Annotated in this window: 10 protein-coding genes; 4 read left to right on the top strand and 6 right to left on the bottom strand. The window is 42.4% G+C overall.

From position 1 onward, the window contains the following. Nucleotides 1-1,554, top strand: coding sequence for a hypothetical protein (locus GO495_RS10520; protein ID WP_157299634.1), 1,554 nt, complete (start codon nt 1-3; stop codon nt 1,552-1,554). Between the two features lie 118 nt (nt 1,555-1,672). Here GO495_RS10520 and GO495_RS10515 read toward each other — a convergent pair whose 3' ends face one another. Both GO495_RS10515 and GO495_RS10510 read right to left on the bottom strand, forming a co-directional pair. Then, complete coding sequence (locus tag GO495_RS10515) at nt 1,673-2,833, bottom strand: hypothetical protein (RefSeq protein ID WP_157299633.1); 1,161 nt, start codon at nt 2,831-2,833, stop codon at nt 1,673-1,675. Nucleotide 2,834: 1 nt separating this feature from the next. Then, on the bottom strand, nt 2,835-3,230 hold the full coding sequence (locus GO495_RS10510; protein ID WP_157299632.1) for a hypothetical protein: 396 nt from the start codon (nt 3,228-3,230) through the stop codon (nt 2,835-2,837). 453 nt (nt 3,231-3,683) lie between these two features. Here GO495_RS10510 and GO495_RS10505 point away from each other — a divergent pair, with 453 nt between their 5' ends. Beyond that, nucleotides 3,684-5,483, top strand: coding sequence for a glycoside hydrolase family 99 protein (locus tag GO495_RS10505; protein ID WP_205691235.1), 1,800 nt, complete (start codon nt 3,684-3,686; stop codon nt 5,481-5,483). Between the two features lie 41 nt (nt 5,484-5,524). On the opposite strand, the gene GO495_RS10500 is transcribed toward GO495_RS10505, so the two are convergent. From GO495_RS10500 to GO495_RS10485, 4 genes are read right to left on the bottom strand one after another with little or no spacing between them, the layout of a single operon-like run. After that, nucleotides 5,525-6,595, bottom strand: a complete 1,071-nt coding sequence (locus tag GO495_RS10500; RefSeq protein ID WP_157299631.1) for a Gfo/Idh/MocA family protein — start codon at nt 6,593-6,595, stop codon at nt 5,525-5,527. A 13-nt stretch (nt 6,596-6,608) separates the two neighbouring features. Beyond that, nucleotides 6,609-7,481 carry a YegJ family protein gene (locus GO495_RS10495; RefSeq protein ID WP_157299630.1) on the bottom strand — a complete coding sequence of 291 codons (873 nt, stop codon included), beginning with the start codon at nt 7,479-7,481 and terminating at the stop codon, nt 6,609-6,611. A gap of 53 nt (nt 7,482-7,534) precedes the next feature. Further along, nucleotides 7,535-8,629 (bottom strand): hypothetical protein, encoded by a 1,095-nt coding sequence (locus GO495_RS10490; protein ID WP_157299629.1) that lies wholly within the window; start codon nt 8,627-8,629, stop codon nt 7,535-7,537. Between the two features lie 5 nt (nt 8,630-8,634). Next, on the bottom strand, nt 8,635-9,267 hold the full coding sequence (locus tag GO495_RS10485) for an ABC transporter ATP-binding protein (protein WP_157299628.1): 633 nt from the start codon (nt 9,265-9,267) through the stop codon (nt 8,635-8,637). 497 nt (nt 9,268-9,764) lie between these two features. On the opposite strand from GO495_RS10485, the gene GO495_RS10480 reads away from it, so the two are divergent. Together GO495_RS10480 and GO495_RS10475 are read left to right on the top strand one after the other, a co-directional pair. Beyond that, nucleotides 9,765-10,739: a ribonucleoside-diphosphate reductase small subunit gene (locus GO495_RS10480; RefSeq protein ID WP_157299627.1), complete on the top strand. Its 975-nt coding sequence runs from the start codon at nt 9,765-9,767 to the stop codon at nt 10,737-10,739. An 89-nt stretch (nt 10,740-10,828) separates the two neighbouring features. After that, nucleotides 10,829-13,279, top strand: coding sequence for a ribonucleoside-diphosphate reductase subunit alpha (locus GO495_RS10475; RefSeq protein ID WP_157299626.1), 2,451 nt, complete (start codon nt 10,829-10,831; stop codon nt 13,277-13,279). Nucleotides 13,280-13,283 lie beyond the last annotated feature (4 nt).

Raw genomic sequence — 13,283 nt, 5'->3', positions numbered from 1 at the left:
ATGTCCAACAACCATCACGATGCCCTGTTCATACTAATAAAAACGCTTACAAAGGCAGAAAAACGGAATTTTCAACTTGCTTTCAATAAAAACAATACAAAAGAAGACGTTTTATTCATTCAGTTATTCAACACATTAGATAAATTAAAGGAGTATGATGAGGAGTTAATCCTCAAAAAGATCCCCGCTATAAAAAAACAACAGCTTAGTAATGTAAAGGCCCACCTGTACAAACAACTCCTTACCAGCCTTCGCCTGCTGTATAAGCAGAAAGATCCATTGATAGATTTGCGGGAACAGCTGGATTATGCCCGCGTATTGTACAGTAAGGGATTATACAGCCAAAGTCTGAAGATCCTTTCCCGTGCCAAGTCAATGGCTATGGAACAGGAAGAGGTCATGTTAAGTTATGAAATTATAGAATTCGAAAAGCTGATAGAAAGCCGGCATATTACCCGCAGCCTGGAAAACCGGGCTGATGAACTGAGCGCAGAATCCAAACTGATAGAGCTTCGCCTCAGTAATGTAAGCAAGTTGTCTACCCTCTCCCTGCGTATGTATGGCCTGTACCTGAAACTGGGCCATGCCCGGGATGCCAGGGATGCCGAAATGGTGAAGCTGTTCTTTGAAAAAGAGCTGCCTCCCAACTGCAACCAGGACATGAGTTTTTATGAAAAGATACACCTTTACCAGGCATATAGCTGGTATTACTATATTCTGCAGGATTTCGTCATGTTTTACCGTTATACCCAGAAATGGGTAGATCTGTTCAGCGAATACCCTTCCCTGCAACGCACTGATATGGAACTCTATATCAAAGCATTGCATAACCTGCTGACAGCACACTTTTACACCATGAACCACGACAAGTTCATGCGGGTGCTGGAACAGCTCGAAACCTTCAATACCGAAAACCAGGAGTCTTTCAACGAAAATACGCGTATATCAGCCTTCGTATACCTGTACACCGCACGGATCAACCGCTATTTCCTGGAAGGAACTTTCAGCGAAGGGTTGTCCCTGGTGCCACAGCTCGAAGCCGAAATAGCTGAATACCAGCTCAAAATAGATCAGCACCGTATCCTGCTGTTTTATTACAAGATCGCCTGCCTGTACTTCGGTAGCGGAGACAATAACAAGGCGATCGTTTATCTGAATAAAATCATTCATCTGCGTATTGGCAATCTTCGTGCTGATATACAGTGTTTTACACGCATACTTCACCTGATTGCCCACTATGAACTGGAGAATTACAGCCTGGTGGAATACCTGATCAAGTCTGTATACCACTTCATTGCCAAGAATAAAGACTTAGGACAGATGATGGAAGAGATCCTGAAATTCTTACGTAAGAACATCTATGCAAATCCTAAAGCTTTGCGTAGCGCATTTGCCGATCTGAAGGAAAAGCTGGTGCAGCTATCACAGAATCCTTATGAAAGAAGATCATTCCTCTATCTGGACATTATTTCCTGGCTGGAAAGCAAGATTGAAGGGATACCGGTGCAGAGTGTCATTCACCGTAAGTTCGTGAAGAAGGAAAAACGCATTTAAGAAGTAATAAAACAGGAATATCTTGCGTCTTTTAACGTAAGATATTCCTGTTTTGAACCTGTTACGATCATGTAATCAGACCCGGTATATATTGCGGTAGACTAGCAATCAATCTTTTTTAGTTCGTTGGAAGACCTACGGACTCACGCCCAAAGCCCCAGTTAATACCAAATAATGCTACGAGCTTATTAGTTGATTCAAAACTTTTACCAAATGCACCGTTGATATAGAGGTTATCGCTTATTCTGTAATTGATGTACCCTACTGTTCTGTTAGCGCTGCCACTTTTTCCGTTATAATACCGGTATAAAGACTCGCAGCCAAAAGAGATCCTGTCGAATTCCAGTCCGGCCCTGCCACCAAAATCAACACTATTCGCTTTCTCTACAATTCCCAGTTCATTTTTGTAATAACTATCATACAGATAACGGCCCGCAATGTTCACTGCCAGGTAACTTTTTGTGGCTGTTTCTCCTTTTGATAACGGAATATAGGAGGCCAGGGTAGTCCAGGCGCCTTTCCTTCCTGTTTGCCAGGAAGAATCCCCTATGCCGTAAGTAGCATAAGCAGCAGCTACATCCCAGGAAAAGATAGGTTTTTCATTGATCATATCATTGATCTCCTGTACGATATCATCTGTTCGTTTAGGCCGCAGATTCGTAAACTCTCTGAGCAGCTGTTTTTTCTTTACCAGGTCAGGTTCCTTTGCAATCGCTTCAATTCCATCATTCAGTTCTTCCTGTGCAGCATCATGCCATTTATTGAGCAGTTTATCCATCTTTTCACTGTATGATCTCAGGTGCACTTTAATAACGGTTGTTTTAAGTCCTAACGCAAAGATTTTCTGCGATGTTGCAGCAGAATCGGGGATCATATCTTTATTTAAAAATGCAAGGGAGAAACTGGTAAATTTCAATCCGGAGAAAATGTTTTCTCCCACTACCATACTTTTACCCGTACGTACATCCGTCATCGTTTTCAAACCTACAAAACTATATACATCCCTGGACTTTGGTTTCACCCACCAGTAAGGAGTAAACTCTGTTGAATAGTTTTGCGGAAAGCTGTTCCCGGATGATTGAAACGATTGTGCAACACCCAGTACAAATTCTTTAGGGGTATTACTTGTTTGTGTTAATGTAGGGGCTATATCAGTCAGGATAAATACAGGCGCATTGGGCACTGCCAGCTCCTTTAATTTAACGGTACCATCCAGCGATTGTGCAGATAAATTAATACAGAATAAGATGAGTAGTAATGGTAAAATTGAGTATCTCATATCAGGATTTCAGTTCTATGTCTTTGTATAGTATTACGGTTCTGCAATCATCACTTATTTCTATGATAGGATCGGAAAACTCTTTGTGACCTTCTGCACCATCATCAAAAATATATCTGGCACTCACCTGTGTGCTGGCCCTTTTCCTGGCAGCATCATCACCCAGCAAATCTATTTTAGTCATTACAGTGATGGTATATTCGGCTAAGGCAATGGCAGGACCTATCCCCTGTTGCGGAATATCTCCTGAAGCATTCTCTGAATGTGCAACGGCCTTTAACGGATCACCGGTACCTGGTTTGAGCGCTATTGCACGGGATGCTGCCAGCCCAAAGGTAGAGATATCAACAGCCATTTTTATCTGTTGCATTCCGTCGCCAACTTTATATGAACTCATGAGTTTTCGAATTTAGGTAAATATAAATCTGATGTAATAAACCGGGGTCTTGCTATTTGGGATTAAACAGTAATTTACATAAAATACGGCTCTTCAAAAGTACAAACTACTTTATATTTTTCAAAGTGATACTATTCCGGGTAGTGTCTCAGTTTGAATATTATGACAGTGTAGATTGCCAGATGTTGTTGATCATAAATACACTGCATCTGACTGTTTAGTTCTCTGATTTAGCTTTGGAATATGGATTCAGGAGTTGTTTTTCAATTTAACTTCACCTAATATTCACGTCAGATAAGGTGTATTTATGATCAACAACACCTCCCGCAAAGATTATGTAACCAAACTGAGTCACTACCCTATTCCGGATAAACGAAGGATGAGCGAATCTCCACTGGTTTAAGCTTATATTTGGGATAGAACTATATCTCAAAATAACCCAAATCCAAATTCATGTTGAAACTACCTATGTCCTTTTTGATTGCTACCACATTATTAACCAGCGCCTTGCGGGCGCAGGTAGCCCCTGAAGCACAGTCAGTAACCGGAAAAGTAATAGCAGGCTACCAGGGATGGTTCACCTGTTATGGGGATGGCTCTCCGATTGCAAGATGGAGACACTGGTCGGGCGGTGTTTACCAGTCCAATGCAGGCGCTCCAGCTCCCGGCAGCCTCACCTTTGAGGCTTATCCTGATGTAAGCGAATACCCTGCTTCCCAGCTCTTTCAGACGGACCTTGCTAATTTAAGTAGTGGCGCTTCTTCCAGACTTTTCTCTTCCTATCCGCAGGAAACATTAGACCTGCACTTTAAATGGATGCAGCAGAATGGCATTGATGGTGTAGGCCTGCAACGTTTCCTCGGAGAAACCAAAGACGGAGTGTTTAAAGCACACCGCGACAGTGTTACCGTACGCATGCGTCGCGTAGCAGAAAAGTACCAGCGCATCTTCTACATCATGTACGATTTAAGCGCTGATGATACGACCTACTTTAAAACCGACTGGTCACATATTGAGAACGACCTGAATGTACTTGGATCTCCGTATTACGCACATCAAAACGGTAAGCCGGTCATCTGCCTCTGGGGATTTGGTTTTACCGGCCGGCCCAATGCACCTGTGCAAAGCCTGGCTATTATCAACTGGCTGAAAAAGAAAGGTTATTATGTGATAGGTGGTGTGCCCACCAACTGGCTTAACGGCACTGATGATTCTTTCAGCGGATATGCAGATGTGTACAAAGCCTTTAACATGCTCTCTCCCTGGTCTGTAGGGCGGTTTTCAGACAATACGGGCGCTGATAATTTCAGTACCAACCATCTCGTTCCAGATCTTGCTTATTGCAACGCCAATGGTATCGATTATCAACCCGTACTCTTTCCGGGCTTCTCCTGGAGTAACTGGAACGGTGGTGCGAAAAACCAGATCCCGCGCAATAAAGGAGAGTTCTTCTGGCATCAGTTATATAATGTGAAGAACCTGGGAATGAATACCGCTTATATCGCCATGTTCGATGAATATGATGAAGGAACAGCAATTGCAAAAATAGCAGACAGTTATCTTTCGATACCCGGCAATCAATATTTTTTAACCAGCAGCGCCGATGGTACTTATATCTCTTCGGATTTTTATTTACGTCTTGCAGGACAGGCAGCGAAAGTATTAAAAGGCACGGCGACTCTTACTCCTAATGTTACTATTCCGTATGCAACTGCACCTGTGTGGTTGCGTACCAGTCTTGAAGCAGGATATGATGCCGCCCTTACCTGGACAGACAGCGCAGAGCCTACTTCTGTACCCACTAACATAACCACACCTATCTGTGGAACAGTATCAGGAGAAACCAGTCATAGCGGTACTTATTCCATCCGTGTAGCCGGACAGGATAATTCTGGCATAGCAGGTTCTTATTATTACTTCAAAACTTTTGATGTAAATATTCCGGTTACTGCCACTACAAAACTCAGCTTCTGGACATATCCTGTTAATACGCTTTCAAGATATGTTTCTGTTGATCTCATTTTTACGGATGGCAGTTCTTTACGGAATACAGCAGCCAATGATATCAATGGAGTATCTATGCATCCAGGGGCCGGCCATGGCACTGTGAATACATGGCAGCAGGTACTCAGTAATATCGGGAATTGGGTGAGTGGGAAAACAATAGACAGGATTGTGATTGCTTATGACCACACACAGGATACGGGAACTTTCAAAACATATATTGATGATATAACTATCCAGGATAATTAAAAAAATAACCGGCCTCTAACGGGGCCGGTTATATGTTATCTTTATAGCACAATACGTTTCCCTTCCTTTGCAGATTTTCTTGCAGCCTCTAAAATCTTCACTACGATCAGGTTATTACTAAGAGAGGAAAGATCATTTACCGGATGAATAGTACCGTTCAATACCGCTGTGAGATAAGTGATATTATCCTGGTAAACAGCTGCGGGTACAGTCAATGGCTGATATGTATCTTTCTGTCTTTGCTGTAATGTATTACTGTTCAGTGCATGCAAATAACCTGATTTACCAAACACTTCCCAGTCTTTAATACTGAAAGGCCAGTTCCAGGAAGCTTCAATGATACCGGTTGCTTCGGGGTATTCCAAAAGAATGGTAGCATCATCATCTACCTTAGGATATACATCCGGTTTGATATGACGGGTGACAGCGGTAACAGCTATCGGAGCTTTACCATCCATCATCCAGGTCATCAGGTTAGCGCCATAACATCCAAAGTCTACAATCGCACCTCCTCCGTTTTTTACAGGGTCTGTTAACCAATTGAGGAAGTCTTTACTGCAACCTATTTCTTTAGGGCCTTCATGCCCGTCATGCACTACCATTTTACGAACAGGACCAACGGCATTCTGCGATTTCACCAATGTATACAACTGCTGGTTACTATCATACCAGGTAGTTTCGTAATTGGTGAGTAACTGGATATGATATTTGTTTGCCAGCGCAGCCATGCGTTCTGCCTGTGCCACAGTAGTAGCCAGTGGTTTCTCCACCATTACAGGGATGCCTTTGGGGGCGCAGGCTTCTACCACATCAATATGTTCTGCAACAGGATTATATCCCAGCACAGCGTCCGGATGTGTTTTTGCCAGCATAGCCGCCAATGTAGGATAAAACAAAGAATCCGGCAGCTGGTAGCTCTTTTTATAACGGGCTATCAGTTGAGCATCTGCTTCTGCAATACCAGTGATGACTACCTGTCCTTTTTTGTACTGGTGCATCAGCAGGTGAACATGATCATGGCTCAATCCTGCCACACCCACTTTTAATGGCTGTTGTGCCGCTGCTGTAAGAGCAGATAGTAATAAGAGACCGTAACATAATAACTTTTTCATCTATGGATATTTATCATTGAATATTTAATACTTTCCATTCATCATCTTCCTTAAAAGTATAAATCTTCTGAGTGCTTCTTCCTCCATCAGGGAATGTGCAGATTTCTGTGATGAGGTACAGGTTATCTGTAATCTTTTCTCTTTGCGGATATGCACGGCTGAGATCTTTAAATACCGGAAAACCTTCCTGCATAAGGTTTTTAATAAATGATAATCTCAATACATCTGCAGTTGATCCCAGTATATCCTCATTACCTGTACTATTATTCATATTATGCAATAATAAACGGGCTTCTTCCAGGAAGTTTTTACAGGCAATTGCTTTTTCAATATCCTGTTCATCATATGCATCTTCCAGGCAAAGAATAGCTCCTTCCGGTGTTGAGAAATCATGTATGAAATAATCAACGCCATCATCAATATAAAGGCCTGTCATTCTATCAAAATCAAATCTTTCCGCCTCCGGCAATTGATCCCTGATAGCGCGGATAGTGTACCCTCCTATCAATCTTCCGTCTTCAATGATCATCCAGTCAGAAATAAACTGCGAATCAATTCCTATACGCTGATCTTCATGAACGGAAGTAATATATACTGGTTTATTACCTACTACACCAAACAGGTTGCCTTCCTCATCGAAGCTGGGTGTTGTTAACCACAGGTGTTCATTATTGGTGCCATCTTCTATCAATACTTTCACAGAAAAATATTGCTGATCAGGCTCAGGTGCAATCAGGCTGTTCTGAAAATAATGCAGGGTCGCCCTTGCTTTTTCAATAGCCCAGTTCATGCGTATATCGTCATTGGCAACATTGACAACGGCCAGCTGCTCATCTTCTTTAGCCGTTTTTTTGCTCCTGCCAAATAATCGAGATAATAGTCCCATTGTTTTTTAAGAGGGTAGATTGGTGAATGCATAAAAGTAAACTTTTACCGGGATTATTGCACCTCCTGTAAAGGAGCTTCGTAACGATAGTATCTGAAATAAAATATAACGAACGCCGTGAGTTGGAACAATACTACCGCATACCAGTAGTAATATGCCAGAGAGAGGAACAGTCCGGCTACTATAACAAGGAATACCCAGCGGAAATATTTATCCTGATCCAGTTGCGGGAAATATAACAGGCTGCGCAACAGCATTAATATGCTGAGACCAAAAGTAATATACAACAGTAAATCGGCAGGGCCTGTTTTAAAGAGCAGCAGGATAAATTCCGGTAGCATTATTAACAGGTAGGTAGTACCTGTCTGCATATATCTTTTCCACAAAGGAACAGGTAACTGGGGAAGCATGGACAGATAAAGATCGTCGAAGCGGCGGTGATTGAATATTAATACGCCATGTGCCAGCAGATTGAGCAGGAGTCCTACCAATACAACACGTTTATCTGGCTGGTCCCCAATGAAAGAGCAGGCCATTAACAGGACCAATGCACCGGCGAACTTTGTAAGCGCCAATGCTTTTACATTACCATTGAGCAGTTCATATATATAGAACATCCAGAGAGGTTTGCGGAAACGGCGGTTCAGCCATTGCACCCAATCGGAAAAGAAGGGTGTAGTACCCGGATGTTTTATTTTATGGTCATAACTGCGCATAGGCATGATAGTCATGATGATGTTAAAAACTAAAATGATGATTGCCGGCAGGTACGCATGTATTTTAACCGCTATCAGGATGGCGGCAATACTGTATACCAGGACAGGAGCATAGAGAGTAAAATGGAGCCAGTAAAGCGTACGCCATTTACGGGGTCCTTCCAGGATGCCGAGGGTAGCGTATAAAAAAGTGTTTTCTCTGGCAGACAATGTCTTTTGCACATAGGCCATGCATTTCAGGTTGTATAATAACCAGATGAGTAATGTTATCAGCAACATACCTGTGCTGGTTAGAAAACCCATTATCAGGGCATAATGATAGGATAAGAGCTGATTACCAGGTACTATGCCGAAGAAGAAATAGAATACCAGTAAAAAGAAGCCGGTATTACGGGAGTAATACCTGGCGGTGAATACTTTTGATAACGCCATGGTAGTTAAATTTTTACAATGTTTCTTTCCTGTACCTGTAATTGAATAGACACCGCGCTGACAGGCTGGTGAGAGGTAATGCAGAAAGTAACCCCATGTTTTGTGTAAAAAGATTCTACCATGTCGTACAGTAATGGAACAGTCTGTTTATCAAGTGTTATTAATGGTTCATCCAATAAGATCACTTTGGGAGTACCGGTAAAAGCCAGCAGCAGGGATAACTTTTTAAGCATGCCGCTGGAATAGGTACTAACAGGTCTGTGGATAAATGTGTGGATACTTAAAAGTTCAATCAGTTCCTTAATATCCTGGTATCCGTTTCCTTTTGTTTTTAAATAAAGGCTAACTAAGTCATTACCAGTGAGGAAGCCGGGGTATACCGGTTCAGCCTCTGCATAATTCACAAACCGGCGGTACTGAACTGGTTGCTTTCGGCAACTAATATTATTCTCCAGTTGTATATCTCCCTTAAAAGGTATCAATCCCGCCATCACCTTCATACTGGTAGTTTTACCTGCGCCGTTGCCACCCAGCAGCCAGTAAATATTATGCTGTAACTGCAATTCCGGAATGTCCAGAATGACCGTATCGTGATAAGCCTTGGTAATATCTTTTAAGGTGAGTACAGCAGATTGCATAAACGGATGTATTTATTTGTAAATATGTGCAATAAATAATTGTTATTCAGCTCTCAGCAGGGGTTTTAACAAAAATTTGTCTTACTACGAAAGGGGTAATTTATGTACGAAAATCATTGGAAATATTTAAATAAATTTTAAGCTGTTATGTGCGTTTTGTGTGCGTTTAAAGTTTTATTCATACCCCTCTCTCCCATGAAAGAGCCGCCATGCTATATCTTCTAAATCCCATTCTTCTTTTTCCACATTCTGTTAAAAACTTAAAAATCTTGCAGGCACATTCGTGTGTACATTTGTACAGTTCCTGACACGGTTGTGTGATTTATCGGGGGATGACAAAAATCCCGATCCCAAGACCAGCCAAAAGTCATCTTTAGGGAATATTTTAAAAAAAGGGTAATAACGTAAGGGGTCCAGGCAATCAACGCAGGAATTTAATTTCTTTCGTTACGTCCATTCTATCTATAACCGTTAACCATATAAAAACATATTGAGTGATGAATCATGAGAATGAGTTGCTATTAAGAGAAAATAAAGATCGATTTGTACTTCTCCCAATCAACTATCCAAAAGTGTGGGAAAAATATAAGCAGCATGAAGCCAGTTTCTGGACGGCTGAAGAAATTGACCTGAGTTCGGACCTTAAGGACTGGGGAAACCTGAATGACGGAGAGCGTCATTTCATTACACATGTACTTGCTTTTTTTGCTGCCAGTGATGGTATTGTGAATGAGAATCTTGCCGTGAATTTCATGAGCGAGGTGCAGATTCCGGAAGCCCGTTGTTTTTACGGTTTCCAGATCATGATGGAAAACATTCATTCTGAAACTTACGCCTTATTAATAGATACCTACGTAAAGGACCCTTCTGAAAAAGATCGTTTATTTCATGCCATCGAAACTGTTCCTGCTGTTAAGAAAAAAGCAGAATGGGCATTGCGCTGGATTGATAACGGAAACTTTGCAGAACGTCTGGTAGCATTTGCTGCCGTAGAAGGAATTTTCTTCAGTGGTAGTTTTTGTTCGATCTTCTGGTTAAAGAAAAGAGGTCTGATGCCGGGTCTTACTTTCTCCAATGAACTGATCAGCCGCGATGAAGGATTGCATTGTGAATTTGCCTGTCTGCTGTATAAGATGCTGGAAAACAGATTATCTGAGGAAGCAGTACAGAACATTATCCTGGACGCTGTAAAAATTGAAAAGGAATTTATCACAGAAGCCCTGCCTGTAGGACTGATCGGAATGAACAGTACACTGATGTCTGAGTATATTGAGTTTGTAGCAGACCGTTGGTTATCAGAACTGGGATATTCCAAAGTATACAATACAGCGAATCCTTTTGATTTCATGGAGATGATTTCTCTGCAGGGTAAAACCAATTTCTTCGAGAAACGTGTAGGTGATTATCAGAAGTCAGGCGTCATGTCTTCAGGAAAAGATAATCAGGCTTTCAGTCTTGATGAAGATTTTTAACCGATATATATCTAAGGCATAATAATTGCATAGAACTGCGAGATTATGCCAACTTTTTTAAACACTAACCTCTTTAAATTCATTTAACCATGTTTGTAATAAAACGCGACGGCCGCAAAGAAGCGGTAAAGTTTGACAAGATCACTGCCCGCGTAGAGAAGCTGTGTTATGGGTTGAATGCAGAATACGTAGATGCTGTTGATGTGGCCAAGAAAGTAATCCTCGGATTATATGATGGCGTTACTACTACTGAACTGGATAACCTCGCTGCTGAAACAGCAGCGTCGCTTACTACTAAACATCCTGATTACGCATTGCTTGCATCACGCATAGCAGTAAGTAATTTACATAAAAACACAGTGAAGTCGTTTTCCAAAACGATGAAGAAACTGTTCGAATATGTTGATCCGAAAGTAGGAAAGCCTGCCCCATTACTGGCAGATGATGTGTGGGAGATCATTAAGAAGAATGCGGATATCCTGGACTCCAATATTATATACGACCGCGATTTCTCATTTGACTATTTCGGTTTTAAAACACTGGAACGTTCTTACCTGCTGAAACTGGATGGTAAAGTGGCTGAACGTCCGCAGCATATGTTTATGCGCGTGTCTGTTGGTATCCACAAGGAAGATATCGACTCTGTACTGAAAACGTACAACCTGATGAGTGAGCGCTGGTTCACACATGGTACGCCTACCCTGTTCAATGCAGGTACGCCTAAACCACAGATGTCCAGCTGCTTCCTGTTAACTATGCAGGACGATAGCATCGAAGGTATCTACGATACACTGAAACAAACGGCTAAGATATCCCAGAGTGCCGGTGGTATTGGTCTCAGCATCCATAATATCCGCGCTACGGGCTCTTATATCAGCGGCACTAACGGTACTTCCAACGGTATCATCCCAATGCTGCGTGTGTTTAACGACACTGCACGTTATGTGGACCAGGGCGGAGGAAAACGTAAAGGTGCTTTTGCTATTTACCTGGAACCATGGCATGCAGATATCTTTGAATTCTTAGACCTGCGTAAGAACCATGGTAAAGAAGAAATGCGTGCGAGAGATCTTTTCTACGCATTGTGGATGCCCGATCTGTTTATGAAACGTGTTGAGGAAAATGGTGACTGGAGTTTGTTCTGTCCTCACGAAGCACCAGGATTACATGAGTGCTGGGGCGAGAAGTTCGAAGCACTGTATGCACAGTACGAATCAGAAAACCGCGCCCGTAAAGTGGTAAAAGCACAGGACCTCTGGTTTGCTATCCTGGATGCGCAGATTGAAACAGGTAACCCTTACCTGCTGTATAAAGATGCTGCCAACCGCAAATCAAATCAGCAGAACCTGGGTACCATCAAGAGTTCCAACCTGTGTACCGAGATCATTGAATATACAGACGCTAACGAAATAGCTGTATGTAACCTGGCTTCCCTTGCGCTGCCTAGTTATATCACTAACGGTAAATTCAATCATGATAAATTATATGAAGTAACTTATCAGGCTACGCTGAACCTGAACCGCATCATCGATAATAACTTTTATCCTGTTGAGGAAGCGCGTAACAGCAACATGCGTCACCGTCCTATCGGATTAGGTGTGCAGGGTCTGGCAGATGCGTTCATCCTGATGCGTTATCCGTTCGAAAGCGAAGAAGCAAAACAACTGAATAAAGATATCTTCGAAACCATCTATTATGCTGCATTATCAGCATCAAGAGATCTGGCTAAGAAAGACGGTGCTTATGAAACCTTCCCTGGTTCACCTGCATCAAAAGGTATCCTGCAGTTTGATATGTGGGGTGTTACACCTTCCACACGCTGGGACTGGAAAGCACTGAAAGCCGAGATCATAGAACATGGTATCCGCAACTCACTGCTGGTAGCTCCGATGCCTACCGCATCCACTTCACAGATCCTCGGTAACAACGAGTGTTTTGAACCATACACTTCCAACATTTATACACGCCGTGTATTAAGTGGTGAGTTTGTGATCGTGAACAAACACCTGCTGAAAGACCTGGTAGAACTGGGACTGTGGGACGGAGATATGAAGAACAGGATCATTGCTGCAAACGGATCTATCCAGAACATCGCAGAAATACCTGCTCCGATAAAAGAACTGTACAAAACTGTTTGGGAAATCAAACAACGTACCATCATAGACATGGCTGCTGATCGTGGCGCTTATGTATGCCAGTCGCAATCACTGAACCTGTTCGTAGACACACCGTCTGCCTCCAAATTAACTTCTATGCACTTCTATGGCTGGAAGAAAGGTTTGAAAACCGGTATGTACTATCTGCGTACACAGGCTGCTACACAGGCCGTACAGTTCACTGTTGAAAAACAAGGTGGACAGAATATGGAGCCTATGGTCGCTAAAACAGCAGCTGCCGCAGAATCAGCTACTGCTACTGCAACAGCAGCTACCGTTGCTACAGCTACCGCAAAGAAAGTTGACCCATCCCTGGATGAAGTTGAATTTATTGAAGGTGCAGTTTGTACCATGGAAGAAGGTTGTGTAACCTGCAGTGCATGATGAA

Source organism: Chitinophaga oryziterrae (assembly GCF_009758125.1).
Lineage (GTDB): Bacteria > Bacteroidota > Bacteroidia > Chitinophagales > Chitinophagaceae > Chitinophaga > Chitinophaga oryziterrae.
The sequence above is the reverse complement of the archived record's forward strand: the minus strand, read 5'-3'. Positions and strand labels throughout refer to the sequence as shown.

Bases quoted from the DNA above. Each gene is read 5' to 3' on its own strand.
- GO495_RS10520 (WP_157299634.1), top strand. From the start codon at position 1: ATGTCCAACAACCATCACGATGCCCTGTTCATACTAATAAAAACGCTT.
- GO495_RS10515 (WP_157299633.1), bottom strand. From the start codon at position 2,833: ATGAGATACTCAATTTTACCATTACTACTCATCTTATTCTGTATTAAT.
- GO495_RS10510 (WP_157299632.1), bottom strand. From the start codon at position 3,230: ATGAGTTCATATAAAGTTGGCGACGGAATGCAACAGATAAAAATGGCT.
- GO495_RS10505 (WP_205691235.1), top strand. From the start codon at position 3,684: ATGTTGAAACTACCTATGTCCTTTTTGATTGCTACCACATTATTAACC.
- GO495_RS10500 (WP_157299631.1), bottom strand. From the start codon at position 6,595: ATGAAAAAGTTATTATGTTACGGTCTCTTATTACTATCTGCTCTTACA.
- GO495_RS10495 (WP_157299630.1), bottom strand. From the start codon at position 7,481: ATGGGACTATTATCTCGATTATTTGGCAGGAGCAAAAAAACGGCTAAA.
- GO495_RS10490 (WP_157299629.1), bottom strand. From the start codon at position 8,629: ATGGCGTTATCAAAAGTATTCACCGCCAGGTATTACTCCCGTAATACC.
- GO495_RS10485 (WP_157299628.1), bottom strand. From the start codon at position 9,267: ATGCAATCTGCTGTACTCACCTTAAAAGATATTACCAAGGCTTATCAC.
- GO495_RS10480 (WP_157299627.1), top strand. From the start codon at position 9,765: ATGAATCATGAGAATGAGTTGCTATTAAGAGAAAATAAAGATCGATTT.
- GO495_RS10475 (WP_157299626.1), top strand. From the start codon at position 10,829: ATGTTTGTAATAAAACGCGACGGCCGCAAAGAAGCGGTAAAGTTTGAC.